This is a genomic window from Mycolicibacterium sp. XJ2546 (genome assembly GCF_053483195.1).
Window position 1 is genome coordinate 261,451 of the sequence record NZ_JBEFRW010000002.1, and the last position, 25,669, is coordinate 287,119.

General features: G+C 61.7%; 27 protein-coding genes. 6 read left to right on the forward strand and 21 right to left on the reverse strand.

Features of this window, described 5'->3' with window-relative positions:
• Positions 1 to 7: 7 nt before the first annotated feature.
• From ABQE44_RS04795 to ABQE44_RS04840, 10 genes are all read right to left on the reverse strand, one after another.
• A complete protein-coding gene (locus ABQE44_RS04795; RefSeq protein ID WP_448428787.1) occupies positions 8 to 631 on the reverse strand; it encodes a hypothetical protein in 624 nt (207 codons plus the stop codon).
• 2 nt (positions 632 to 633) lie between these two features.
• The gene (locus ABQE44_RS04800; RefSeq protein WP_448392906.1) at positions 634 to 1,299 is read right to left on the reverse strand and encodes a hypothetical protein; all 666 of its coding nucleotides are present in this window, start codon (positions 1,297 to 1,299) and stop codon (positions 634 to 636) included.
• A gap of 35 nt (positions 1,300 to 1,334) precedes the next feature.
• Complete coding sequence (locus ABQE44_RS04805) at positions 1,335 to 2,291, reverse strand: MlaD family protein (RefSeq protein ID WP_448392907.1); 957 nt, start codon at positions 2,289 to 2,291, stop codon at positions 1,335 to 1,337.
• The gene (locus tag ABQE44_RS04810) at positions 2,288 to 3,283 is read right to left on the reverse strand and encodes an MlaD family protein (RefSeq protein ID WP_448428543.1); all 996 of its coding nucleotides are present in this window, start codon (positions 3,281 to 3,283) and stop codon (positions 2,288 to 2,290) included. The genes ABQE44_RS04805 and ABQE44_RS04810 overlap by 4 nt, the downstream gene beginning before the upstream one ends.
• Positions 3,280 to 4,395, reverse strand: a complete 1,116-nt coding sequence (locus tag ABQE44_RS04815; protein ID WP_448392909.1) for an MlaD family protein — start codon at positions 4,393 to 4,395, stop codon at positions 3,280 to 3,282. The genes ABQE44_RS04810 and ABQE44_RS04815 overlap by 4 nt, the downstream gene beginning before the upstream one ends.
• Positions 4,395 to 5,366: an MlaD family protein gene (locus tag ABQE44_RS04820; protein ID WP_448428545.1), complete on the reverse strand. Its 972-nt coding sequence runs from the start codon at positions 5,364 to 5,366 to the stop codon at positions 4,395 to 4,397. The genes ABQE44_RS04815 and ABQE44_RS04820 overlap by 1 nt, the downstream gene beginning before the upstream one ends.
• Positions 5,354 to 6,373, reverse strand: a complete 1,020-nt coding sequence (locus tag ABQE44_RS04825) for an MlaD family protein (RefSeq protein ID WP_448428547.1) — start codon at positions 6,371 to 6,373, stop codon at positions 5,354 to 5,356. The genes ABQE44_RS04820 and ABQE44_RS04825 overlap by 13 nt, the downstream gene beginning before the upstream one ends.
• Positions 6,370 to 7,455 carry an MlaD family protein gene (locus tag ABQE44_RS04830; protein ID WP_448392912.1) on the reverse strand — a complete coding sequence of 362 codons (1,086 nt, stop codon included), beginning with the start codon at positions 7,453 to 7,455 and terminating at the stop codon, positions 6,370 to 6,372. Before ABQE44_RS04830 ends, ABQE44_RS04825 begins: the two co-directional genes overlap by 4 nt.
• Before the next feature lie 8 nt (positions 7,456 to 7,463).
• Complete coding sequence (locus ABQE44_RS04835; RefSeq protein WP_448428789.1) at positions 7,464 to 8,261, reverse strand: ABC transporter permease; 798 nt, start codon at positions 8,259 to 8,261, stop codon at positions 7,464 to 7,466.
• A 71-nt stretch (positions 8,262 to 8,332) separates the two neighbouring features.
• Positions 8,333 to 9,262 carry an ABC transporter permease gene (locus ABQE44_RS04840; protein WP_448392913.1) on the reverse strand — a complete coding sequence of 310 codons (930 nt, stop codon included), beginning with the start codon at positions 9,260 to 9,262 and terminating at the stop codon, positions 8,333 to 8,335.
• Positions 9,263 to 9,659: 397 nt separating this feature from the next.
• On the opposite strand from ABQE44_RS04840, the gene ABQE44_RS04845 reads away from it, so the two are divergent.
• From ABQE44_RS04845 to ABQE44_RS04865, 5 genes are all read left to right on the forward strand, one after another.
• The gene (locus tag ABQE44_RS04845; RefSeq protein WP_448428549.1) at positions 9,660 to 10,442 is read left to right on the forward strand and encodes an SDR family NAD(P)-dependent oxidoreductase; all 783 of its coding nucleotides are present in this window, start codon (positions 9,660 to 9,662) and stop codon (positions 10,440 to 10,442) included.
• A 39-nt stretch (positions 10,443 to 10,481) separates the two neighbouring features.
• Entirely contained in the window at positions 10,482 to 11,225 is a 744-nt protein-coding gene (locus ABQE44_RS04850) for a hypothetical protein (protein WP_448428551.1), read from the forward strand.
• A 91-nt stretch (positions 11,226 to 11,316) separates the two neighbouring features.
• The gene (locus tag ABQE44_RS04855) at positions 11,317 to 11,973 is read left to right on the forward strand and encodes a TetR/AcrR family transcriptional regulator (protein WP_448392916.1); all 657 of its coding nucleotides are present in this window, start codon (positions 11,317 to 11,319) and stop codon (positions 11,971 to 11,973) included.
• A gap of 91 nt (positions 11,974 to 12,064) precedes the next feature.
• Positions 12,065 to 12,766: an acyl-CoA thioesterase gene (locus tag ABQE44_RS04860; protein WP_448428553.1), complete on the forward strand. Its 702-nt coding sequence runs from the start codon at positions 12,065 to 12,067 to the stop codon at positions 12,764 to 12,766.
• Between the two features lie 22 nt (positions 12,767 to 12,788).
• Positions 12,789 to 13,412, forward strand: coding sequence for a VOC family protein (locus tag ABQE44_RS04865; RefSeq protein WP_448428555.1), 624 nt, complete (start codon positions 12,789 to 12,791; stop codon positions 13,410 to 13,412).
• A gap of 28 nt (positions 13,413 to 13,440) precedes the next feature.
• Here the strand turns inward: ABQE44_RS04865 and ABQE44_RS04870 are convergent, their stop codons facing one another.
• The 10 genes from ABQE44_RS04870 to ABQE44_RS04915 form a co-directional block, all read right to left on the reverse strand.
• Positions 13,441 to 14,370, reverse strand: coding sequence for a hydroxymethylglutaryl-CoA lyase (locus ABQE44_RS04870; RefSeq protein WP_448428557.1), 930 nt, complete (start codon positions 14,368 to 14,370; stop codon positions 13,441 to 13,443).
• Positions 14,367 to 15,386: an LLM class flavin-dependent oxidoreductase gene (locus ABQE44_RS04875; protein ID WP_448428559.1), complete on the reverse strand. Its 1,020-nt coding sequence runs from the start codon at positions 15,384 to 15,386 to the stop codon at positions 14,367 to 14,369. The genes ABQE44_RS04870 and ABQE44_RS04875 overlap by 4 nt, the downstream gene beginning before the upstream one ends.
• 193 nt (positions 15,387 to 15,579) lie before the next feature.
• Positions 15,580 to 16,317, reverse strand: a complete 738-nt coding sequence (locus ABQE44_RS04880; protein WP_448393136.1) for an SDR family oxidoreductase — start codon at positions 16,315 to 16,317, stop codon at positions 15,580 to 15,582.
• The gene (locus ABQE44_RS04885; protein WP_448392921.1) at positions 16,314 to 17,507 is read right to left on the reverse strand and encodes an acyl-CoA dehydrogenase family protein; all 1,194 of its coding nucleotides are present in this window, start codon (positions 17,505 to 17,507) and stop codon (positions 16,314 to 16,316) included. Before ABQE44_RS04885 ends, ABQE44_RS04880 begins: the two co-directional genes overlap by 4 nt.
• Before the next feature lie 6 nt (positions 17,508 to 17,513).
• A complete protein-coding gene (locus ABQE44_RS04890) occupies positions 17,514 to 18,620 on the reverse strand; it encodes an acyl-CoA dehydrogenase family protein (RefSeq protein ID WP_448428561.1) in 1,107 nt (368 codons plus the stop codon).
• On the reverse strand, positions 18,617 to 19,396 hold the full coding sequence (locus ABQE44_RS04895; protein WP_448392924.1) for an enoyl-CoA hydratase-related protein: 780 nt from the start codon (positions 19,394 to 19,396) through the stop codon (positions 18,617 to 18,619). Before ABQE44_RS04895 ends, ABQE44_RS04890 begins: the two co-directional genes overlap by 4 nt.
• Complete coding sequence (locus tag ABQE44_RS04900) at positions 19,393 to 20,922, reverse strand: AMP-binding protein (protein WP_448428563.1); 1,530 nt, start codon at positions 20,920 to 20,922, stop codon at positions 19,393 to 19,395. The genes ABQE44_RS04895 and ABQE44_RS04900 overlap by 4 nt, the downstream gene beginning before the upstream one ends.
• 16 nt (positions 20,923 to 20,938) lie before the next feature.
• The gene (locus ABQE44_RS04905; RefSeq protein WP_448392926.1) at positions 20,939 to 22,150 is read right to left on the reverse strand and encodes an alpha/beta hydrolase family protein; all 1,212 of its coding nucleotides are present in this window, start codon (positions 22,148 to 22,150) and stop codon (positions 20,939 to 20,941) included.
• 62 nt (positions 22,151 to 22,212) lie between these two features.
• Positions 22,213 to 23,043 (reverse strand): mycofactocin-coupled SDR family oxidoreductase, encoded by an 831-nt coding sequence (locus ABQE44_RS04910; protein ID WP_448428565.1) that lies wholly within the window; start codon positions 23,041 to 23,043, stop codon positions 22,213 to 22,215.
• A gap of 147 nt (positions 23,044 to 23,190) precedes the next feature.
• The gene (locus tag ABQE44_RS04915) at positions 23,191 to 24,612 is read right to left on the reverse strand and encodes an aldehyde dehydrogenase family protein (protein ID WP_448392928.1); all 1,422 of its coding nucleotides are present in this window, start codon (positions 24,610 to 24,612) and stop codon (positions 23,191 to 23,193) included.
• Between the two features lie 161 nt (positions 24,613 to 24,773).
• On the opposite strand from ABQE44_RS04915, the gene ABQE44_RS04920 reads away from it, so the two are divergent.
• Complete coding sequence (locus ABQE44_RS04920) at positions 24,774 to 25,184, forward strand: SCP2 sterol-binding domain-containing protein (RefSeq protein WP_448392929.1); 411 nt, start codon at positions 24,774 to 24,776, stop codon at positions 25,182 to 25,184.
• A gap of 33 nt (positions 25,185 to 25,217) precedes the next feature.
• Here the strand turns inward: ABQE44_RS04920 and ABQE44_RS04925 are convergent, their stop codons facing one another.
• A complete protein-coding gene (locus tag ABQE44_RS04925) occupies positions 25,218 to 25,508 on the reverse strand; it encodes a WhiB family transcriptional regulator (protein ID WP_448392930.1) in 291 nt (96 codons plus the stop codon).
• Between the last annotated feature and the right edge of the window lie 161 nt (positions 25,509 to 25,669).

Below are 25,669 nucleotides of genomic sequence, written 5' to 3' on the forward strand. Positions count from 1 at the left end.
ATCGGGGTCAGCGGCAGACGTGGGAGCGTTTGATCTTGCTGCCCCAGAACTGCATCTGGTGGTAGGACGGGCCGCTGAACCAGGTGGGCTGTCGGGCTTTGATTCCGTTGCTTACATTGAACATCTGCTGCCACAGCCCATGGAAGCTATCGCCTTGGTAGAGCGGGAAATACATGTCGCCGGCGCGATCGAAGCTTCGGGTGAGTGCATCGACGCGCGGGTTCAGGAACTCGATCGATTGATCGAGATTGGCCGTGACGATGCCGGCCTGCTGCGGTATGCCATCGGCGTCCCAGTTGCCATTAGCCCGTATCACGGCATTGTTCAGCCCGGCGATGTGACGTTTGATCGCCTTGTACTGGGCGGTGTACCACTGACACATTTCTCGCTCAGCGTTGATGTCTGCATCCGTTATGAACTGTCGGGTCTTGTCGAAGGGCGGGGGAAACTTCGGTTGCCAGTCGCTGGGGGCGGGCGTCACGACTGGGAGCCGTTGCGGCTGATCGAAATGTGTTGCCGGGTCGTATGGTTCATACGGCACGGCTGCGGCCGGTCCGCCGACGAGCAAGGCACTGCAGAACGCGGCCAGGGCGCCCGCCGCCGCGAGACTACCGCGCAGTGAAACACTCATGGTCACCCGCCGCTGCCTCTGAGGGCGGCGTCAATTCCCCCCACGTCGGTGATCAGCCAGTCCTTCCGACTGTCGATCGTGATGCTGTAGGTCGCGGTCGACTGCAGCCCTTCGGGCGCCTGCACCGTCTTGGTCAAAACACTGACGAACGCATCGACGGTATAGACGCCGCCCGCATCCGATTTGACGATCGCAGACAGCGGCCGCGCCGTCGACGTCCACTGCATGGGTGCCAGCAACTGTTCCATCGAGTCGGCGGCCTTGGTCAGCTTCTCTTTCAGTTCGGGTGAAGTCCCGTCAACCAGCCTCGACTTCCACTCGCCGAAATTCTGATAGTCCATTTGAGCGGCGTTCACCGCGTACTCGGTGGCGATCTGCTGCGCGCGTTCTCGGTCGGCGGTGGCCTGTGCCTGCGCGTGCAATTGGCCTCGAACACCGATGTACAGCCACCCCAGGGCACCCGCGGTGCCGGCCAGCAGGATGAACACAATCGCCGTGATCAGGGTGCGCAGCGATAACGAGACCCGTCGGGAAGTGGCGGATCGCTTCGCCGGTTCATCGGTTTCTTCGATAGTCGAGGTTTGCCCGCCGGTTTCCTCTGGTGCCTGCTCGTCGGCCGGTGCAGACGCCGAATTCTCGGTCAGCTCGACTGTGTCGGTTATGGACATCGAATCTCCTTGGGGGTAGTTCAGAGGGCCTCGACCTAGCGATCGGGGATGGCGACATGAAGTTTGATCGCTCCCTCCTCCGGTATGCCTGCCAGCACATTCGACAGAATCCGACCTGTGTCGAAATTCATCAGTGCGCCACTGATGCCCTGGAATTGGGGTATCAGTGTTTGCGTTATCACCTTGAGGTCCGATGCCCGAGTGTCAAGGAACAGCTGTATGCGTTCCAGGAACTTGCCGAACAAGATCATGTTTTCCGGGTTGTTCCAGACGATGGCGTTCATCGTGCCATTCCACACATCGGCTATGGCGGGGCCGAAGTCCCACAGGTGCGGGGCCAGCTCCGCCAAGTTGGGCCCTACCCAGTCGGCGTTCTGCAGCAGCGTTTGGAAGTTGTCCAGCATCTGCTGGCCTTTGCCTTCCATCCCGACCACCATGTTCCTGCTGAGCAGACTTGCTCGAGATAGATTCGGTAGCACTACTTTCGGATCAGGCAGTGCAACGTCACTTTCATCGAGGATTCGTTCGAGTTGGTTGGGATCCATTTGGTCAAGCATCCGCACCACGGTGGTCGCGAGCTGCGATATGGACGGCGGCACAGTTATCGATTCGGTCGAGATGTGTTGTCCGTCGGTCAACTTCGGTCCATCGGCGGTGCGCGGGCGAAATCCGACATAGGCCTCGCCGAGGGCGGAGAGGTTGTCAAGCCGCACGTCGCTGTCGACGGGGATCTGATGATCGCCTTCGACATAGAAGTCGATGGTGGCGGCGTTATTCGACGACGAGACACCGGTGATCTTCCCGACGGATGCGCCGCGGAGCAGCACGCTCGATCCGACGACGAGACCCTTCACGTCCGGGACTTCCATCGACAGATCGATGCGGTTATCGGGCGTTCGAGTGTGAAAATCGAACGATAGGATATAGCTGGCGCCGATCGCGATGAGGACTGCGAACGCGGTGAATGACGCGATGTTCTTGGCGATCCTCATGGCGTCGCTCCCAGTATCCGAAGCACGTCCTGGACGTTCCCGATCATTTCCTGCCCATCCGGTCCGGTTATCGAGGTGATGTTGATGGCCGGGTATTTGTCAACCGGATAGAAGTACTCCGCGAACAACTCGCGCCACCGGGGCGCTTCGGCTTCGAAATCCCATTTGCTCTGCTGCAGCGCTCCGGTTGCGTTGGCCAGGGAGTTGAGCAGCGGCTCAAGCCAGAACCCACCGGAGTAGATGCTCCCGATGGAGGGAACCACTGTCCCGATGTAACTTCCGTGCTCGGTGGTGCGGTCCCAACCCAGCATGCCTGCCGGCGACCACCAGTACTCATAGGTCTCACGATTGCGAACCATCACCTCGGCGGTTCCCGCTACGCCGTTGAGCCATTGGTCGACCGTGTCGATGTTGTCGGCGAGGTCGTCGAGGTCAACGGCGACACGGTTCACCAAACTGCGCAGCTGACCCTGCTGCGAAGGCGTGACGTTGTTGATACCGATGATGGTGTTCTGGGCACGCTGGATGGCCCCACTACCGACAAAGTTCGCGAGGTTGGCGAGGGTGTCCTCGAGTTGGGGAGGCGATGTCGTCTGTGCCAGCGGAACGATGTCGTCGTCAGCCAGGGCCGGCGCCGCTTCGCCGGTGGGCGGTCGGTCTAGCGCAACGTAGGTGTCACCGAGGACGGTCGATTGTTGCAGGGTCGCATGGACATTGGATGGAACGACTACGCTCGACTCGATCTGCGATACGACGTTGACATGATTGGGCATGAGTTCGACTCGCGTCACCATCCCGACGGTGGTGCCGTCCTGCACCACCTTCGCCCGGTCGGGCAAATTGAGGACGTTCGCGAACTTCAGGATGATGTGGTAGCCGTCGTTGCCGTGGCCGCCCGGTTGGGGTAACGAGTTGACCGTGATCGACGCGCACGATGACACCAGGATAGCCACCGCGGCGCCGACGGCTACCGAACGTATCCGGCGCGTCATCGCTTGCTCGCTTCCTGTAGTACGTATTGCAGCAGGGCAACGTCGACGGCATACGGCTGTCCGTTCACATCGGCGCAACTGCCGGGCATCGAAGCGTTCATGAAGCCGCACAACGCAAGCCCGTCGTGGGTGGGAACTCGGAAGAGCGGCGGTCGGTAGGCAATATTGAAGGTGCCCCACTCCTTGGCGTTGACGTGGTTGGCCAAGGTATTGATCCACCACGGCACCGGGTTGAACAGATCGGCGAGTGCCTGCGAGTGGGGGGTGACCTTGCGAACCGCGTCGCTTACCGCGTCCAGCGTGAGCTGCGTCGTGTCGCCCAGCCTGGTTTCCATCACGGCAACCGTTTCGATCAGCGGGCCCAGGGCTCCGAGCCCGGTCGGCCCGGAGAGGCGTGCGGCGCCGTCGAGGGCCACCACCACGTCGCCGGTGGTGATCAGGGAGTCCTGCAGGATCTCCTTCAGCGGATCCCGCATTTCCTTCAACGCCGTCGAAAGCTCAGCGGTATTCCGGATGATCGATCCGATATCGCTGATGGCTTGGTCGGGGCTGTCGAGCAGAGAAGAAGTCGTGGTCAACAGCTGTCCAGCGGAGGCCCCGTTGCCCTGCGTCAAGCGGTCGATCCCGCCGATAGTGTCGGCGATATTCTCCGAGCCGGCCGAGTTGATCGCGTTGAGGAATGTGTCTGCCGAGCCGATGACCTGGGAGATGGTCTTCGGGGAAAGGGTTCGTTCGACCGGAATGCAGTTGCCGGCTTCTAGTTTTGGGCCGTCGGCATAATTGCCGACCAATTCCATCGAACGGTCAGCGAGGATAGATGGAGACCGGATTATCGCCTTAACATCACTGGGTATTTGGCGCTGTTCGGTGATCGCGAACTCGACCCGAACCTGGGTCGGCTCCGGTTGGATAGCCGTGATCGTGCCGATCGGATAACCCATCTGGGTGATCGGGTTTCCTACGTACAGTCCGACGGTGTCGGGTAGGTAAGCACAAAAGGCGACGTCGTGCGTGCTTCCGGAGGCACATGCTGAGCCTGCAGCGGCAATAACTGCAGCCAAACCAATCCCGCCGGCGGTACGCAGGAGTTTGCGAAGGATTTTGGTGGACATCAGCATGGGCTTCCGGGCATCGGGATGCATACGTCGGTGGCGAGCAACTCCGGGAGTGCGTTCTGTGCGTCGAGAACCCGCTCGATCTTGTCTCGCACCCGGCGCAGTCGGGGGACGATTCTGCTGTTGTTCTCGACCCATCGTCTGATGCGGTCCTCCCATTCACGAATCTTCTGGATGAAGTCCTCGCGGTGGTTGATCCAGAACTTTCCGTAAGGGACCAGTATCGCGTCCGCGATGTCACCAAGCCCCTTCAATGATTGGGCAAAGCCCTTGCTGTACAGCACAAGTGTCTGTTCGAGAATGGAGATTTTGGAGACGAGTTCTTTGAGCTGGTCTCGGTAGCCGCTCAGCTCGGTGATGTATTCATCGGAGAGGTTGAGAATCGCAGAGATCTGCCCTCGCTGCCGATCGATCGTCGCAGTCAACGCGTTGCCAGCGTCGATCGCCGCCGTCATGGCATCGACGTTTGTTCCTTGCAGCCCCGCTTGCACTCGGTCCAGCGATTCGCGAATCGGCCTGGGATTCATCTGCTCGGACACTTTCGTCGTGTCGGCGAGAGTACGCATGAGGCTATACGGCATCGTTACACGTGCGGCCGGAATAGCTTTCTGTCCCAGGGGTTCGTCGCCGAGTGACACCAGATTCACGTAGTAGCCGCCAACAATTGTGAGCATGCGCACCTGCACCTGGGACTGATCACCGACGAATGCTGTCTCGTCTACCGTTGCCAGGACCTTCACCTGATTCGCCTCGAGTTTGAGGCTGGCAACCTTTCCGACCGAGATGCCGGCCATCCGCACGTCGTCACCGCGCTGGACCGCGGCCGCGTCATCGGTGTAGAAGACCACCAATTTCTGCCCGGGCGGACGGACATACACCGCGGCCGCCGTCACCGCCAACACCGCAACCATCGCCAGTGCGACCACACCCCAAAGCATTGGGTTTCGCCAGAAACTCACCGGTTGCATATGATCACCCGCTGTCCGTTCAGTAGGACATCCATGGACGCCGGCAATTGCGCCGGACCCCTCGAGCACGGAACCGGAGATTCCGGATCGGGGGGCGGCACAACGCTGTCCCAGACAACGGGAACACGTTTGACTTCGTCGCTGAAGTTATAGAACGCGGTAATCGCGCGGTCCAGCGCATCTTCGATGTCTACCCGGCCCGGCGTGAAACCCGCATTCGCAAGTAGACGCACGACATGGCCCGTGTACAGGGGTCCGTACAGCGCCGACTTCCGGAACTCGTCTAGCACGGTAAGGGCTGAATCGATGGGCCGGTCCAGCCATTCAATCACCTGCACAAGATCTTTGGCGTGACCGCCAAATGTTTCGGCGATGGTGCTCAGATTCTGCATCAACGTAGCTACCACCTGCTGACGGTTTGACGTGAACTCGGTCAGCTTCCGGATGCTGTCCAACACCGGTCCGATTCCGGTGCCGTCGCCGAGTAGATAATTGGCAGCGTTCTCGGTGAACCGGTCGATGTCCTCGGGGCTCAGCGTGGCCAGCACTGGTTGTAACCCGTTGAACAGTGCCGTTATGTCGAAAGATGGCTGGGTCATGCTCACCGGGATGTGCGTGATCGATGTCTGTGCGGGTGGCTTACCCGCAGCGTGTTCGTCGGCGTTGGTGACGTCGATGTACCGGGCGCCGGTGAGCGACTGGTACTTGATCGCCAGTCGCGTTGCGGACACCACCGAGTAGCGATTGTCGAGGCTGAGATCGACAATCGCGATGTCCTGGCCGTTCTTGTGCTCCAGTCGCATCCCTTTGACTTTTCCGACGCGTACACCTCGGACGCGCACGTCTGCGTCGGTACGCAGCCCGGAGATGTCTGTGAATTCCGCTGTGTAAGCACGTGTTTCGTTGGCAACGGGTTGACGTAGCACGTTCACAATCAGGGTGAACACCAGTGCCGCAAAGATGCCGGCCAATACAAATCGCCACAACGCGGCGCGAGGTTTGATCACGGTCCTCCCATCGCATTAATCGGGGCCTGTACACCCGGGATCTGGTCGAGCACGATATGAACCTGCAGTGCCCGCTGTTCGGGAGAACCTGCGTAGAGGTTCTCGAACCGGGTGCGCAATTCCACCAGCGTGTCGTTGATGCCGGCCGGTGTCAGCAGCGCCGGCACGGTGTCGGTGAGCAACTGGGTCAGTTTGACTGCTGGAAGCAAATCGGTGGCGTGCGAGGATTCCAGCTTCCCGATCGCACCGAACAGTGAGTTGGCAACCACGTCGAGCGTCGGTATGGCGCGTTCCCGCCAGTACTCTTCGGTGACTTCCTCGCCGATGACGGCGACCTGTTCTTGTCCAGGCAAAGCCGGTTCGCCGGACACCTTGAACGTGATGGCACTCGATCCCTGATTCCAGCCATAACCGGCGGCTGTCGCAGCATCGGTGAACGCCGGGAAAGCCACGCTGATACCGGTTGCATTCCTGAGTAGTCGCTCGGTCGATACAGTTTGAACCCTGGCGACCGAGTCCGCCGCGACCAGCATCGTCTCGATGAAAGGGTTGAGCCCGTCGGCGTATTGGGTCGCCCGATTGATCACGTCGACCAACTGTGGAGTGATCACGCTGTCGGTGATCGACCCCATCCGGGTTAACAATGCTTGCAGGGTGAAGTTGCCCTGTGGTGTGGTGGCGATGACCGCACCGTCCCGTAGCGGTTCGCCGGCTCCGTCGGGAATCAGGTTGATGCCGGTGACGCCGAAGTAGTTGGCAGGACGGAAATCTACGCCTACGGACTCGGTCAAACTAGCCGCCGGAGTGGCTTCCACGTCGGCATTGATCCGAACGGTACCGCTCGGCAAGCTTTTCACCGCTGTGACTTCACCTACGGTGACACCGTGCAACATCAGCGGGGTGTTGGTGGCGACGCCCTGGCCGACAAACGGCATGTCCATCACCACCGAGATGTGGTCGGTCTTGCTGGAGAATGGTTTCGTGACCACCAGAAGGCAGGCGATTGCGAAGCACAGAGTTACTGCTACGCCGATGACAGTGAGCCTGCGGGTCTCGTCTTCTGCAGACGCGCGGAATAGCATTTATCTCCCTATCCCTTGAACACGAATTCTGGACGTAGGCCCCACAGCATGATGGTGGTCGTGAGATCGAGGACCATGATGGTCACCAGGCTGGCGCGAATGGCGCGGCCGGACGCCTGGCCAACACCAACGGGTCCGCCGGATGCGAAAAATCCGTAGTAACAGTGAATTATCGTCACAGCTGTGCAGTAGATCGTTGCCTTCAGCACCGAGAATGCGATGTCCTGCAAGCTGAGAAACTCTACGAAATAATGGTTATACGTACCCACAGGCTGGTTGTAGAGCCGCTGTACGATCATGTTGACCGTGTAGAAACTCAAAGCCAGCGTCATCACGAAGCCCGGAATGATGCAGGTTAGCCCGCCGATGACGCGGGTGCCGACGACGAACGGGATCGCTCTGAGTCCCATCGCTTCCGTCGCGTCGATTTCTTCGGCGATCCGCATGGAGCCGATTTCGGCGGTCATACGACAACCGGCTTGGGCGGCGAAGGCCACCCCGGCGACCAGCGGTGCCATTTCGCGGACGTTGCCCCATCCACCGATGATGCCGGTCAATGCCCCGAGCCCGATGAGATCGAGCGTTGCGAACGCTTCGATGGCGACGATGCCCCCGACCGTGACACCGAGGATCACCAGCACGCCGATCACGCCACCGTCGACGATGATCGAGCCTCGACCCCACGCCAAGTTATTCATGACGCGCAGGGTTTCGCGCGGGTACTTTCGCACTGTCGTCGGAAGCAACCAAATCGTCTGTGCGACAAAGGTTGCCCACTGCCCGGCTGTCCGGAAGGGCGTAGTCAAGTGACGCGCCGAGAAGTGTCGCCTGCCGAGGAAGGTCGACGGCGCCGCCGAATGCTGTGCTGGAGCCGCCACTATGCCACCGCCATTGGGAAGAACATCGACTGAATCTGAGTGATGACAAGATTGACACCCACGATGAGCAGGACGTTGAGCACTACCGACGCATTCACAGCATCGGCGACGCCGCGCGGCCCGCCTTTGGCCTCCATACCGCGCTGCGACGAGATCACCGCAACGATCGCTGCGAAGCAGAAACCCTTACCCATCGTGAACCAGAGGTCGACCATCTTCGCGAACGATCCAAAGGACAACCAGAAGCTGCCGGGCGTGACGCCATTCACCATCGTTGCGATGAGGAAAGCCGCACCTACGCCCATGGCGAGCACCAGGACCACGAGGATCGGAGTGATCAAGAGCAGGGCCAAAAAGCGTGGCACGACAAGGCGCCGCACCGGATCGATTCCCAGTGCCCGTAGGGCATCCAGCTCCTCGCGAATGGCTCGTGCGCCGAAATCAGACGTGATTGCTGCGGCGGCCGCGCCACCCATCAACAGCCCGGCGGTCACCGGCGCTCCCTGCCGGAGGACGGCGACACCGGTCGCTGAGCCGACCAGCGAGTTGGCGCCGACCTCGTTGACCAGACCGGATATCTGCACGGCCACCATCGCGCCGAACGGTATCGCCATGAGTATCGCCGGCAGGGCCGTCACCTTGAGCAGGGTCCACGCTTGGACGATGAGTTCACCGAAATTCAGTTTCAACGCGACGGTGTCGGTGACGGCGTATCTGAACACCGATCCTGCCATCAGCACGCTTCGTCCGGTCGTGTGCGCGCTGCGAACCGGTATGGCGACCAGTCGGGCGAGCAAGTTCGCCACCCGACGCCGCGTACGCGCGAACGGCCCAGTGGAACCGCCGTGGCGACCGCCCGAAGCGTCGACGGATTCCGTCGGCGGAGACCCTGAGCCCGGAGGCTCAAGTGTTGTCCGCAATGTCGTCATGCGTGGTCCTTCTTCGATTCATGTGAGGGCGATCACCCGACGGAGAGCCACATTATCAAACAGTGTCGGGTTAGGGGAGACCTTATTTGGGTTTGCGTTCGCAATGGAGCCGCCGTGCTTAACCCGGTGCCACCGACTTCACCCGGGGTCCGGCGGGTATCCACCGGCGTCTCTGAACACCCTGATAGCCATGAGATCTCAGGAAATGCACTCAGCCAACAGGACTATTTGCCGGTAAAGGGCCGGGCCGGGCGGTCAAACCACCGGCGACGCTGACGGGCGGCGTGGCCGCAGAGCGTACAGCGTCTTGACGCCTGAACATCGTTCGATAAAGTGATACGACGACGGCAGGGGTACCGGGGGCTCGCAACCTCTTATACGGCGACTCGGCCCGGGCGTGAAGGGACGGGACGATAATTTGACAGCGGAATCGTTGGATGGGCGAACGGCTTTGGTCACCGGCGCCAGCCGTGGAATCGGAGCGGCAATTTCACGGCGACTAGCGGAGCTAGGTGCGCGGGTGTTGCTGGTGGGTCGAGATGTGGCTCGGCTGGAGGATGTCGCGGTCGAGTTGCGTGACCGCGGTGCCGAGTGTGACTTTTTCGCAGCGGACCTGAGCTCGCCCGCGGCTCTTGCGCGATTGGTAGATGAGGTCAAGAGTCGCCATTCGCGCGTCGACATGTTGATCAACAACGCCGGTATGCTGCCCGATGCCAAGCGAGCCGAGCGGTTTACCCACGACGAGTGGTCCGGCATCGTCGAACTGAACTTGACATCGCCCTGGTTTCTGGCCTGCCGGATCAAAGAGATGATGCCCGCCGCCGGCGGCGTGGTCATCAACGTTGCAAGCACAGCTGCCATGTATCCGTCGGTTGGGCTCGCGCCCTACAACGTCAGCAAGGCCGGGATGATCATGCTCACGCAATCACTTGCCCTGGAATGGGCGAGCGCGGGGGTTCGGGTGCTCGCCGTAGCGCCTGGCAAGACCAACACCGACATGGTCGCCCCCATCTTGACTTGGGCAAAGAAGAACGACGTCGAGATCAACCCCCTTGGCCGGTTGGGCGAGCCGTCGGAGGTCGCCCACCTGGTGGCCTTCCTGTGCAGTGACCAAGCCAGCTACCTGACCGGTGTCGTCGTACCCATAGACGGGGGCGAGTTGTTGACATCGGGCCGCTGATCCGCAGTAGCCAGAAACTTAAGTTGTGAAGGAGCTGTAATGCCCACGCCGATTGTGGCGGACGTGCTCGCTGTGCGGCTGTTCGAGTTCGTTGCGCTTGCCCTGTTCCTATTTGGCTGGTGGTACGTGCTCCGCACGCGCAGCGCGATACTGGTGGGCGGCTACGTGGGTTCGACGCTGACCGTAGTGTTCGACTGGACGTTTAACACCAAGTGGTTCTTCAACGTCGCGTACAGCTCGAACTTCATTCCGCTGTTTCAGATCGGCGATAGCGTGCAACCGGTTGCGCTGCTGTTCACGTATGCGTTCTTCTTCGGAATCCCGACAGCGTTTCTGGCACGTAACCGGGCTTGGCTGGACCGAAAACTGGGTGCTTGGGGCTGGCTAGTGGTGTTTCTAGGCATGGGACTGCTGCAGCCGCTGTTCGAGATCCCGATGGTGTCGTGGTTGCACCTGTGGACGTATTACCAAGCGCCGCAATATCTGATCGGCGGTGTCATTTGGTCGAACATCTGGTTCTCCGGACTGCTTGGTGTCAGTTGTTACGGCGCACTACGTCTTGCGCTGCGTTGGGACGATGCGCGGCAACCGGCGTCGGCCGCCGCGGGGACGGCCGGGTCTGCCGGCGCTGGCCTGATGCGGGGACCTAAGGAAGGCACGTTGCGCCAATTAGCTACCGGCGCCACCGCCATCTGGTCGGCGTTTTACCTCAGTACGCTGGTTCAACTCATGTTCTGGTATGCGATCGTCTCGCCGTGGGTGCCCAGCCCGCGGGCGTTTTGACCGATCGGGAGTTCCACGCGGTACACATTATCAACGGTGTTAGATAAACTTTATTGTCACCGGAAACCCGTCGACGCACACAAGGAGAAATGTGGCTCGGCCCAAAGAGGCGCTCATCTCGCGTCGCCGCTCGCTAGAGGCGGCGCTAGACATCATCGACAAGGAGGGGCTCGCCTCCCTGAGCATCCGTCGCCTAGCAGACAAGTTGGGCGTCAACGGCGCATCGTTGTACCACCATTTCGAGAACAAGGACGAGATCATCACCGGGGCGGCGCAACTTGCGCTCGAAGACGTGCGTGCACCTGATGTCACGTCGGGGCGCTGGCGTGAGTGGCTGTCGCAGAATGCGCGTGAGCTTCGGACGGCGCTGTTGGCGCATCCCGAGATCATTCAGGTCGTAATCGGCCGACGCAGTGTAGGCCTCGGCCCCAAACGTATCGAGGTTTCGGCCAAACACCTGATCGATGAGGGTGTCCCGAGCGCAGCTGTGATGCCTCTGATCGAATCACTGGAGCTCGTTGCGATCGGCAGCGCACTTCAAGAGACGCGTACGGATGCCCAGGGTGACGAGGTTGATCTGCTGTCTGGCGAGGAGTATCCCGCATTGACCAAGGTTCTTCGGGAGAGGGGCCTGTCATCGGACGAGATGTTCGATGTGATCATCTCCAGCGTTGTCAGCGCTTTCGAGGAGGCTATCCGCGAGCGCCAGTCTCGTTGGCTTCCTGCCGCAAAGGTCGAGACGGAATAGCTTGGCGAGGTCGACACTTAGCCCCAGCCAGAGGGCTCGCATCGCTGACAGGCCCAACCGAGCCCAACTCGGGCGGCAACGACTCGACCCGTTGATTACCGCGCTTTGCCGCCAAACCTCCGTGACGGCGGGCATTGTCGCCGCACGCGCTGTACTCGATGCGGGTATTGACACCGGGTTCGGACACTGGATCCATTCGGCACAGGTGGCGTATCAAGGCGGGAGTCTCGACGGCACCGCATTGGCGACCGCGATCACGGATCGCGAAACCGGCGCCGAGACGGCGTTTCGCGCCGTTTCTGTGATGCAACGTGATCGGGTGGTTGCTCGCGGTCAGGTCTCGTTCGAGGCGCCGTCTTTCGGGGCGCACGCCGAGGAATTGGTTGGCATGGGCGATAACCCGGACCCGTACAGCGTGCCGGCGGTGCTGTCACCGGCAACGCCGGCAGGGTTCCCCGTCGATATCCGGCCGATCGGCGACAATGGTCGAACCTGGGTCAGATTCCGCAACGAGTTACCGGACGACCTCTTGGTGCACGTCGCCGCGCTGGCGTTGACGGTGGATCCTGTCGTTGCCGGTGCGTTGCACGATTACGGTGATTATCAGCCCATCAACTATGGGCTGTGGATCCATCGCTGCTTCCGCGCTGACGACTGGGTCTTGTTGTCGCAGACGGGTTCCCGCGCCTATGGGCATCGGACGTTCTTCACCTATGCGCTTTCGTCGTCGCATGGTCGCGAGATCGCAACCATAGCTCAGGAGGTCCGGCTTTTCCGCCGGATCGCGCCATAGATTAATCAGACAGCGTTTGGTAATGTGGGGGAGTACCCATCCCACAGGTAAAGGGGCGCCGGACGTGTTCCACCACACCGCGATCGCAGTCAAAGATGTCAATCGGTCTCACCAGTTTTACACCGAGGTCATGGGATTCAAGCTGCGAAAAGTAGTAAAACGGCAGGCGCCGGGTGGCGGTTGGACGAAGCACATTTTTTATTCGAATGGTGACGAACCCGGCTTCTTCGCGATCTGGGACCTGCACGGTCTTGAAGACGCCGGCGTCCCAGATGACAGTTGGCAGGGCGGGCTGTCGACCGGCGTCGGCCTGCCGTACTGGGTGAACCACATCGCGTTCGAATGCCACGACATCGGGAGCCTCGAGGATCACAAGCAACGCTGGCTCGATCGTGGCTATCACGTTCTCGAGGTAAAGCACGAGTTTATCCACTCGATCTACACCCGTGACCCCGATGGCACTCTGGTCGAATTTACCTACGACACCGTTCCTTTGACTGACGACGATACGCGTGAAGCGGTCGAGCTGATGGCCGACGACACGCCGGCCAGCGTCCCCGAGTATGAGGGGATCGTGCACAAGTCTGAACACGCCAAGGCTCGCAAACAGGCTGAGCGGATCGCCGACGCGAGCGCTGCGCACTGACTCAGCCAAGGCCGCGGGCAACGAACGATCAGCTTGCGCGCCGGCGATCACCGGCGCGCAACACCCCGCTCGGTAACGGTCGGCCGACCAGATCCTGTGCGAGATGCGCTGCGCTGATAGCGAGTTCGATGTCGATGCCGGTGTCGATCCCCATATCCGTGGCCAAATAGACCAGTTCCTCAGTCGCCACGTTGCCGCTGGCGCCGGGTGCGAATGGGCATCCGCCAAGCCCGCCGATCGACGAGTCGATCATGGTGATGCCGATCTGCATCGCGGCCAGAATCGTGGCTAGTCCGGCACCGCGGGTGTTATGCATATGCAGTCCGACTGGAACCGTTGGATGTCGTCTCTGGACGTCGGCGATCAACTCCGTCGCACGCCTGGGCGTCGCCGTCCCGATCGTGTCGCCGAGACACACCCGGTCTGCCCCGCAGCCTACGGCGTTTTCCACGAGCGAGACGACCCGCGCGACCGGCGTCGGGCCGTCGAACGGACAATCCCATGCCACCGCGAATATTACCTCCAGGGTGCCACCCGCGGCGTGCACCAAGTCGGCGACTTGTGGCACGAGCGAGATGGATTCGTCGGTGGAACGCCGAACGTTGGCGTGTGAGTGCCCGTCGGCGGCCGACACCACATACTCGAGGTTGGTTACTCCCGCATCGAGTGCTCGCTTGGCACCTGCGGTGCTGGCGACCAATGCGGAAAACTCGATGTCGGGATAACGGTGCAGGGCAGCGGCGACCTCAGCGGCGTCGCTGAGCGCGGGCACTGCCCGGGAGGAGACGAATGCGGTGGCTTCGATTCGCTTGACGCCGGTGGCCACCAACGCGTTTAGAAGCGCCAGCTTGGCCGTCGTCGGGATGGGCGTTTCGATCTGCAGACCGTCGCGCATCCCGACTTCGCGAATCGAAATCCGTTCCGGCAACCCGATATCGGTGCCGTTGACCAGGCTCATGACAACTGCGGAAGCACTTCTGAACTGAGCAGTTCCACCATGGCCCGGAATTCGTCGGCGGGCTGGCCGCCCATGTCGATCGACAACAGGTTGACATCGGCGTGCAGCATCTCAGAGACCTCACCAAGCCGGTCGACAACTTCGGCGGGACTGCCGACTATTGCCGGACCTTTTGTGCTCAAGAACTCGAAGTCGAAGGGCTTGGTGATGAAGGGCGGAGGGTTCGGGTTGACGCGCCTGATGACCGTAGTCATCAGCTCGAAGTAGGCCTTGTACCGGGGCATCCAGCGTTCGCGTGCGCGTTGGCTGTCGGTGTCGACGTTGAGATGCCAGCATGCCCCGACCCGCGGCTGGCGGGTGTGACCGTAGGAGGCGTAACGCTCGAGGTAGGCCTCGACAACGGGGATGAACATGGCCGGGTTGCCGAAGGCACTCGGCAGCATCAGGTCTAGGCCGAGCCGGGCGGCGAGCTCCAGCGTGGACTCCGAGGCGCCACCGCCGATCCACAGCGGAGGCACCTGTTCGGGCGCGGGCTGGAGTGCGAAAGCATCCAGCGGTGCACGATGCTTGCCCTGCCATGTCACCGGCTTTCCGGTCCACAGGTCGAGGAGCAACTCCACGTTCTCCTCGAACAGTTCATGGGAGTCGTCGGGGTTCTGCCCGAACAGCGTGTAGGTCGAGGTGAAGAAGTTACCGCGGCCGGCCACCATTTCGACGCGGCCGTTATTGAGGGCGTCCAGCGTCGCGTAGTCTTCGGCGGCTCGTACGGGATCGAGGTTGGCAAGCAACGTCACCGCGGTGCTGAGTTTGATGTTCTTGGTGCGCTCACCGATCGCCGCCAGGATCACCGGCGGGCATGAGTATATGTATTCCAAACCGTGGTGTTCACCGATGTGCACACCCTCGAATCCGCCTTCGTCGGCCACGACGGCCGCTTCGACGATCGCACGGTGTCGTTCGATGGCGCTTTCGCGATGGTCGGTGACTGGGTCGGTGACCTGGTCACCCAGTGTCATCAAGCTGAGGGTCATGTTGCCGCTATCTCCCATCCGGGGTGCAGGTGAACGTCGCGATACCTAATTTAACAAACAGCATTTGATTATGCAACGCCGCATGTGAGCCTCTGTTTATCGGTCTATTGCAGGGCGCTTTAAGCAACAGCGATCGGTTAGGGCTCGACGATGGATCCACGTCTGATCCGGGTCGTCGTCACATCGACATGCCGCCGTCGACCGGCAGCACCACACCGGTGATGTATCCGGCCTCAGCCGAAGCCAGAAACTGTACCGCGGCGGTCATTTCGGCCGGTTCGGCGAACCGCTGCTGCGGGACGGCCGATGTCAGTGCGGCGAGCTTCTCGGGTGGAATGGCCTTGACCATCGCCGTCGCCGCATTCGGCGAAATCGCGTTCGCGGTGATCCCGAAGCGAGCGACTTCCTTGGCGACTGTCTTCGTGAACCCGATGATCGCCGCCTTGGCCGCGGCGTAGTTGGACTGTCCGACGTTACCGTGCATCCCGGTATAGGAGGTGACGTTGATGATGCGCCCGAATTCGTTGGCCCGCATCAGCGGTACCGCCGCGCGGGTGACATTGAATGTGCCGCCGAGGTGCACGTCCAGAACGGCCTTCCAGTCCTGATCGGCCATCTTCCACACGACGGAGTCGCGTGCGATCCCAGCGTTGTTGACGACCGTGGCAAGGCTCCCGCCCCAGTCGGCAATGTGCGTGACCGCCGAGGTGATGGCTCGAGAATCCGCCACATCGACCGCGATCGGCAGCACATCCTTTCGTCCGCCCCATGTCGCGTCGAGCAGGGCGGGATCGATGTCCAGAGCGCCAACCCGGGCCCCCGCATCGCTGAACGCAGTGGCGATCTCATATCCGATACCTTGTGCCGCACCGGTGACAAGCACGGTGTGACCGGTGAAGTCGAAGCTCATATTCATGCGCGAGCAATCCTGTTCCACGGGATGTCCTTGTCGACGCGTGGTTCCGCGGGAAGCCCCAGCACACGTTCACCGAGGATGTTGCGCTGCACCTCGGATGTGCCGCCCTCGATCGAGTTCGCCAACGAGCGCAGGTACGCCTTGGTGAGAACCTCACCGCCGTGCACCGCCGCAAAGTCCGGGGCGGTCGGCTCGTAATCATCTACGGCCAGCGAAGTTTGCCCCTGCACGTCGACGCAGAACTCATAGATCGCCTTGTTGAGTTCTGCCATCTGAAGTTTCGCGATCGAGCCTTCGGGTCCAGGAGTGGCGACCCTCGATGCGGCGCGAACGTTGGTCAGGCGCGCCGCCTCGGCGCGGATCCACAAGCGGGTGAGGAGATCACGGGCGACGGCACTGCCGTGGCCGGACTGCGATGCGCTGCAATAGGCCCGAACCGCCTGTGCAATCGGGCCCTCACCTCGTCGCAACGGGCGGCCGCCGAGAGAGACGCGTTCGTTGCTCAGTGTGGTGATGGCCACCCTCCAGCCGTCGCCCACGTCGCCGAGACGGTCGCTGTCCGGTATCTCGACGTCGTTGAGGTAGACCTCGTTGAATTCGGCCTCACCGGTCAGCTGCCGCAGCGGCCGAACCTCGACTCCTGGCGAGTGCATGTCCAACAGGAAGTAGGTGAGGCCGCGGTGCTTGGCGACCTCCGGGTCGGTACGGGCGAGCAGCAGCCCGTAACGGGCGATGTGCCCCAGTGAGGTCCAGACCTTTTGACCGTTGACCACCCATGTGTCGTCGCGCCGCCTGGCCCGGGTAGCCACCGCGGCAAGGTCGGATCCGGCGCCCGGTTCACTGAAGAGTTGGCACCAGATGTCTTCGCCGGTGAACAGCGTGCGCAGGTGCTTGCGGCGTTGGTCGGGGGTGCCATGCTTCAGGATGGTGGGCGCCGCCATGCCAAGGCCGATCACGTTGCGCGCACTCCAGTCTGGTGAGCCGGCCTGCTGAAACGCGTTCTCACATTCGGCCTGCAGCGACGAACCCAGCCCGAGGCCGCCGAACCCGGGTGGAAAATGCACGAACGCCAAGCCAGCGTCGAAGCGTGCCGCGCGGATCATCTGGTCCGGGCTGGCGGCGATGTCATGAGTGGCGAAGAATTCCTCGAGCGCGGAGCCCAGCACCCGGCGATCATTCTTGGCGGACATCTGCGATCACGCTCCTTTCGGGAGGTTGATCAGCGTTGCGAGCCGGTCACGATGCTCGCTCGTCGATCGCAACAGAAACGAGGAGGCCATGGCGCGCTTGAGATACAGGTGGGCTGGGTGCTCCCAGGTAAACCCGATGCCACCGTGAATCTGGATGTTCTCGGCGGCGACGTAGGTGTAAGTATCGGTGGCGACGGAACCTGCCAGCGCGGCCGCGATACCCAGGTTGTGCGGATCATGATCGGCCGTCCAGAGTCCGTGCCACACGACGGACTTGGCCGATTCGACCTCGACAAGCATGTCCGCGCAGCGGTGCTTGATCGCCTGGAACGAACCGATCGTCCGACCGAATTGCACCCTGGTGCATGCATAGTCGACGGCTTGGTCAAGTACCCGGGATGCACCGCCGAGTTGTTCGGCCGCCAACAGCAGCGTCCAGATGTCCACGGTGCGTTCCAAAGCCTCGGCCGTGATCGGCAGCCGACGGGCACGAACGCCGGTGAGGTCGGTGTGCGCTAGTCTGCGGGTTTGATCCAGCGGTGTGAACTCGGACCACTGCAGCCGCGCGGTGTCTTCGACGATGTAGATCTTCGGGCCGTCGGCCGCTGTGGCGATCACCAACAGGATGTCGGCGTGCGGGCCGGCAAGCACGTAATCCGCGCGACCGGACAGCGTTGCCGTGTGCTCGTCGGTCACCGTCGCCGTGATCGAGCTCTGCAGCGGATCGCGTCCTGACCAGCCGACTGTGGCCACCGATTCGCCCGTCACCAACCGCGGCAGGATCTGGGATTTCGATGAGTCATCGGCGCAATGCAAGAGCGCCGACGTCGCGAGCCCTACCGAAGCCAGCATTGGCGCGCCGTACAGGGACCGGCCGAGTTCCTGGAACACCGCGCCGAGTTCACAGTAACCGGCACCACTACCGCCTAACTCCTCGGTGACACACAGACCATGAAGGCCGAGTTCAGTTGCGGCCAGACGCCATACGTCAGGATCGTATGACGAGTCCACTGACATCCAGCGTCGCACAGAATCCTCGGGGGAGTGCTTCTCAAGGAAGCGTCGGACAACCGCACCGAGCTCAAGCGTATCCTCAGTTGGCATGTAGCTCATTGGGTTTCGCTTCCGTGCTGGTAGCCCGAGCGACGGCCCTCGACGAAATCCCCACGCGCATCGTGCGCTTCACCGGACATGTTCAGTTCGAGGGTGTAGCTCAGTTCTTGGCGGTAGGCCTTGCGAATGTCGCGGGCGATCGATCCGTTGATCGCGGCTTTCAACCCCCTGACGACGGCGGTGCGCTTGGCTGCGACCGTCGCCGCGAGGTCGCGTGCGGTGTCGGCCAACTGTTGTGCGGGCACGACGCGGTAGACGCTGCCGTAGGCGTGTAGCTCTTCGGCGAAGAAGGGTTCGCACGTGTACATCGCGGCCCGCAACCGCTTCTCCGGCAGCAGACCGGCAGCCTGGACGATTCCGCTGGTGGCACCGTTGTCGGCTTCGGCAAGCACAAAGCTGGTCCGCTCCGCGGTCAGGATGATGTCACACACCCCCGCGACCAACACCCCTAATCCGATGCAGTAGCCGTGTATGGCGGCGATCACCGGCACCGGGCACTCGCTGATGGCAAGCGTCAGTTCCTGAGAGCCGTTGGCCTGGCCGAGGATTCCGCTGAAGCCGGGAAGATCCTGAACCTCCTTGACGTCTCCACCGGCGCAGAATCCGCGGCCTTCTGCGCGCAGCAGCACCACATGCGCCCGGTTGTCGGTGTGGTAGCTGCGCAGATGTGTGACTAGCTTGGCGATATCAGAGAGTCTGAATGCGTTGACCGGTGGATTGTCGATCACCAGTTCGGCTATGCCGTTGTCCGTGATGTCGTGGCGAATCAAGGTCACACCCCGCCGTATTGCGCTTTCAACGCCTGCCGACAGAGCTTGCCCGTGACGTTGCGGGGCAGATCGTCGACTACCGCTAGCGACTTGGGTAGTTTGAACCGGGCCAGTCGAGCCTGGGCGAATTGGTTCAGCTCGTCCAGTGTGGGCGGGACGCGCGGTTGGGCCGGTACAACGACCGCCATTCCCACTTCACCCCACACCTCGTGGTGGATGCCGATGACTGCCACATCCGAAACTTTGGGATGCTCGCCGAACACCCGCTCGATCTCGGCGGGGTACACGTTCTCGCCGCCGGATTTGTACATCTCCTTCACCCGGCCGGCGAGGTAGTAGTAACCATCGGCGTCGCGGCGTGCGGCGTCGCCGGTGCGGTACCAACCATCGGTGAAGAAATCCTGGTTGTCTTTGCGCCAATAGCCGGGGGTGACACTTGGGCCGCGCAGCCATATCTCGCCGGTGTCGCCGGCGGCAACATCGTTACCGCCCTGGTCGACGAGGCGGATCTGGGTATGCCGGGCGGACCGTCCGATCGACCCGGCCTTGGCCCTGTTGAGCGCTAGGGCCGGGTTGTCGACCGCCGTGGCCATCGGCCCGTGTTCGGTGCCACCGTACTGCGGTTGTAGCGCTACGCCCCGGTCGGCCCACCGTTGTAGTAGCTCGGGTTCGGCGATGGCGCCCGCCACGATGAACTGGCGTGCGTGCGAGAAGTCGGCCGTATCAAATCCTGGCTGCGCTGATATGCCTCTGTACATCAACGGGATCGCGGCGAAATGCGTTGCGGGCAGTTCAGATCGGATCAGTGCGGCAAAGACGGCATCGGGTACAAACCGTCGCATGATCGACACCGCCCCGCCGAAGTACAGGATGGGGTTGGCCATGACGTTGAGTCCGCCGGCATGAAACAGAGGCATCGGGTTGAGGTGGTGGTTACCCGGCTCGGAATACCGCGTGGTATGCGCTGTGTTCAGCGCCTGCCATACGAGCGTGCCGTGGGTGGAAAGCACGCCTTTGGGCAGTCCTGTCGTGCCCGAGGTGTACAGGATGTGCGTTGGATCGTCGAACGTCAGGCCGATGTGGGGGGCGAGGTGACCGGCACTGGCTACAGCCGCGTCGTACTCCGAACCGGTCGCCGCCCAAGAAATCCTCTCCGGTATCGCTGCTTTCTCGGCGATGTTGTTTGCGACGCTGGCCCATTCGGCGTCGTGGACGATCATCTGAGCTTCGGCGTCGAGCGCGATGTCGGTCACTTCGGAGACCGCCAATCGCCAGTTCAGTGGGACCAGCAACGCACCGATACGCATTGCGGCAAACTGGATCTCGATGATGCGGGGGTCATTTTCCGCGATGACGAGAATGCGGTCACCTTCTTTGACTCCGCGATCGCGAAGTACGCACGCCAGACGACCCACCCGCTCCTCGAGGTCCGCCCAGCGCAACATCGTGTTGTCATCGGCGCTGCCAAGTGCCGGATCCTGTGGCCGGTGATTTGCATGGTAGTCAACCCAGTCGTGGGCCGCGAAGGCCATCGGTTTCTCCTCGTGTTCAATTGACGAACTGATGCCGTACCAGCCAGTCGTGCACCAGATCGGCGGCCCGGGCGAGATGTACCTTTTGACCGGTGCCGCTGAAATAGTGGTTGGCGCCGGGCAAATTTACGAGTTCCTTATCCGTGTGACCGACCGCATCGAAAACTTGCTGTTGATGACTGGTCGGTACCGCATCATCGCGCCCATTCACCATCATGAACACCGGAACCGTGACGCGCGGGGCGGCATCTCCTGCGTCCACCTGGGCAGTCTGAAGGCTCCATTGTGAGAGCCAGCTGCGTGTGGTGGTGAAGCGCATCAGCGCGCCGGGGCTGGTATTCGCGATACAGGGGTCGCCCAGGTAGCTCGATCCGGGCTTACGCTCGTTCGGATCGATTGAGGGGTCAAGCCAGCGGGGATCGGCCATAGTCCCGGGGACCACGAACGCGTATTCGGCGTGCGGGCGGCCGGCGGAACTAAAGTCAGCCAACTTCTGCTGTGTAAACGCGGTGATCCGCCGACTACGGTCCCGCTGGGCCATCCGATACGCGGCGAGGAAGTCCGAGGAGTACGGCGGTTGGTTCGGATTGGACGGGTCGTACAAGTCGAATTCGGTTTGGCGGTTGCGTTCGGGCTCGATCTCATTGGTGATGGAGGCATCGAGAAACTCAGTCAAAAGGCGGTGCCGACTGCGCGGCGCCGCCAACAGCATCACGCCGTCAGCTCCAGCGAGTGCCGTCTCCGCCAGGATTGTGTCCTCACCGGCTGCGGTTTTTGAGATTGACGGCGACTCCGCTTCTGCCTGATAGCCCATCATTGGTGAGCCGCCGCCGCTCCAGCCAGCAAGAATAATGTTCTTGTAGCCGAGTCGATTCCGTGCATCTTCGATACACGCGTGCAGGTCGAGCAGCACATTCTCCATCTGCAGAGCGGAGTCGCCGACCGAGTACCGGTTGGCTGCGCCGATCACGTGCAGACCGGTACGCGCGAGCTCGGAAAACAGCGGCAGGTACCCGGGGGAACCGATGGGATGCATCGCGAGGATAACGGTGTCCGAATCGTCTTCGCCTCGGAGCAGCTGCGCCTGCCGGACGACGTTATCGGCGATTGAACCGTAAATGTCCTTCCGGACCGTCTTCTCCCGTGAGACAACCAGATACGGTGTGCGGGTGTATTTGATGCGCGGTACGTCTGGCGCCGAATGAGACAACGCAAAGCCTCCAGTCAAGGACCGATGTGACAATAATCGAGGGTCGCCGATTGCTGTCGGTGTAGATGGCCGCGTACCGATTAGCGGACCGACGCCCCGGCGTCGACCGGAAGCGAGACCCCGGTGATGTAGCGCGCTTCATCCGACACCAACCAGGCCACGGCGTTGGCAACGTCGTCGGATTCGATCAGTTGCACCGGGAGGGCATTGCTCATCGCCTCGAACAGCTCAGGGAACTGGTCGGCGGAACCCAGGAACGCGTCGTTCGCCACCATCATCGTATTGGCGCCGGTCGGATGCAGAGTGTTGACACGAATGTTATGACTAGCCAGAGCGTTCGCGTATGACCGCATCACGCCGACCACGGCGTGCTTGGCTGCCGTGTAGCCGAGTAACCCATAGGTGTTTGTCCGTAAAGACCGTGCTGGGCTCTTGAGACCGGCGACCGAACTGGTGATGATGATGGCGCCGCCCTCATTCTGCTCCACCATCGTCGGTACCGCGGCTTCCAGCGTGTAAACCACCCCGGTAAGCATGATGTCGATTGCGTCGTGCCACGCGGACACCTTGGTCGAAGTGGGGCCGACGATCGGCATGATCCCGGCGTTGGCGATGACGATGTCGACCCGGCCAAGCTCGGCGACGCCTTCATCAAAAACCCGGCCTACCGCATCCTGATCGCGAACATCGGCCTGACGCGCCACGATGCGACGACCGAGCGCTTCGACCTGTCGCACCGTTTCTTCGAGATCGTCTTTGGTGGCCAGCGGATACGGCACGGAATCGATCTGCTCGGCGATATCGAAGGTGATGATGTCGGCGCCTTCCTTCGCGAGCCTGACGGCGTGTGCTCGGCCTTGGCCGCGCGCACCGCCGCTGATGAAGACGACCCTGCCCTCGAGTGTTCCCATGTCGCTCCTGGTTGCCGATCTGCCGTTGAAGGGGTTTCATGCCCGCGTCACGATATTAACCAAACAACGTTCGGTGAGCAAGCGGGTCGCCTGGAAGGGAGCTCGCACGGTGAAGTGTCGGAGGGCTTATCGCTCGACGGCAGGCGATCAACCCGCGCTGGGGCCCGGGGTGCCGCGATTGAGGTGCAGGACCTGCAACTCGGTGTAGGCATACAAGCCCCATGGCCCGTTCTCCACGCCCAACCCGCTGTGCTTGAGCCCGCCGAACGGTGTGGTGGGTCCCAGGCTGGCGTGGGTGTTGACCCATGTCGTGCCGGCATCCAGCGCCTCTGCGACGTGCGCGCCGCGGGTCGGATCCGCCGTCCACACACTGGCACCCAGACCGAAGTTCGTCTGATTAGCTCGGGCCACTGCGTCATCGAGTTCGTCGTAAGCGATAATCGGTAGAGCTGGACCGAATTGCTCCTCATCGACAAGCGGTGTCCCATCGGCAATCTCGGAGATAATCGTCGGCTCCATAAAGTACCCGGGCCGGTCGATTCTGCGGCCGCCCGCGGCGGCCTTGGCTCCGCCCGACACGGCGGTGTCGACCAGTCCGACCACTCGCTCGATCTGGGGAAGCGTCGACAACGGACCGAGTTGCGTGGTGGTGTCGGTCGGATCACCAACGGCTGTGCTATCTGCGACCGCGGCCAGCGCTTCGACAACATCGTTGTAGAGGTGGCGCGGGGCATAGACACGCTTGATGAGCGCGCACGCTTGTCCGTTGTTGAAGAAGGCGGACCAGAACAGCCCGGGCGCGATTTCTGCAACGTCGACGTCGTCCAGCAGGATTGCTGCGTCATTACCGCCAAGTTCCAGCGTGGTCCGTTTGAAATCTAATGCAGCAGCGGCATTTACAGATCTACCTGCCTCGACGCTGCCGGTAAAGCTAACTTTTCGGGCCAACGGGTGCCCGGCAATCCAGCGGCCGACCCGATCGCCGCCGCTGACAATGTTGAGCACTCCCGGCGGCAGGATATCTCGAAGAATCTCGCCGAACCGCAGTGTGCTCAACGGCGTGAACGGAGACGGTTTGAGCACCATGGTGTTACCTGCACGCAGCGCCGGCGCAATTTTGAAGAATGCGAGTCCGATAGGCATGTTCCATGGGGTGATCGCGCCGACGACGCCGACAGGACGGCGGATTACCTCAACACGCGCAATTTCGTCGTCGCGAAGCACTTCACGGGGAAGGTCGAGACTGGCGTAGTAAGCCAGCCAACCGGCTGCTACGGGCACTTCGAAGCCGGCGAACGGCGCGGTCTTACCCGACTCCTCAATCAGGATCTGGGCCAACTCTTGCGAATTGGCCTCGATCGCAGCGGATGCCTCCATGAGCTTTGCGCGTCGGAACTCCTCATCGGCACGCCATGCGGGAAACGCATTTGCGGCCGCCTGGAAGGCCTGGTCGACTTGGTCGCGGGTGGCCTCAGGAGCCGTTGTGAACGGCGCGCCTGTGGCGGGATTCACGACGTCGAACTCAACGAAGGTGTGGGCGCCGGTCCCGTTGATTGTCTGACTGGGCATGTGACTCCTTTGACCGTTGGCGTCCCCAAGTTCCGGTCGAGTCGGCGGGACCGGGGCGATTAGCGCGGCGATTGTGAGCCGCGTTACGGCGTTTACCGTACAGTGTTTGTTTGATGGGCAGCAACGATGACGACCAACCCGGGACGCTAAGGAGCGCACAGATGACAGGTTTTCAGTCCGCAGAGCAGCTACAGCAGTTCGTCACTCCGTTCCTGCGTCAGCTGGTCACCGATCCTGAGCTGCGTCCGAAGTTCGTCGCAGGCGACACATCGTTCAAAGTGCAGTACACGGACCCCGATGAGGTGTTCATGCTCGACTGCACCGTCGATCCGCCGGTCGTGTTCGACGGGGACGACGCTGCCGGGCGTGAAGCCGAGGTGCGGCTCACGATGTCGGCCGAAGACGCGCACCGGTTCTGGCTGGGCAACCTGAATGTGCCGATGGCCATTGCGCGGCGCAAGGTCAAGGTCGAAGGATCGGTGCCCAAGTTGCTCAAGCTGCTGCCCGCCATTACGCCAGCGTTCGACAAATACCGGGACTACGCGGACGCGAAAGGATATTCGGTCAACTGAGGCCGCCGAGGCCCGTCCGCTGGCCAACCGCGGCTAGGACGCGCGGCGGATGCCTCGCTTCAGCAGTAGTTCGCGCTCGGATTCCGTGAGCCCGCCCCAGATCCCGTAGGTCTCGCCGACGGCCAGGGCGTGCGCACGGCACTGCGCGATGACCGGGCACTGGTTGCACATCTCCTTGGCGCGTCTCTCGCGCTGGGCACGGGCACGGCCGCGTTCGCCGTCGGGATGAAAGAACATCGAGGAATCGACACCCCGGCACGAACCGGCCATCTGCCAATCCCACACATCAGCGTTGGGTCCGGGTAGTTGTTGCGGCAAAGGCATTGGAGAACCCCTCTCTGCGTGTTCTCCCGCAAACAGTTGAACACGTGAGTTCTTGGAACAGATCCGAGCGCAAGTCGCCGATGACTACTCGTGCACACAAAGTAGGTGGGCTCACGAAATTTCGTCAATAGTCCAAACGCGTGTGGAACGCCATAACCGCA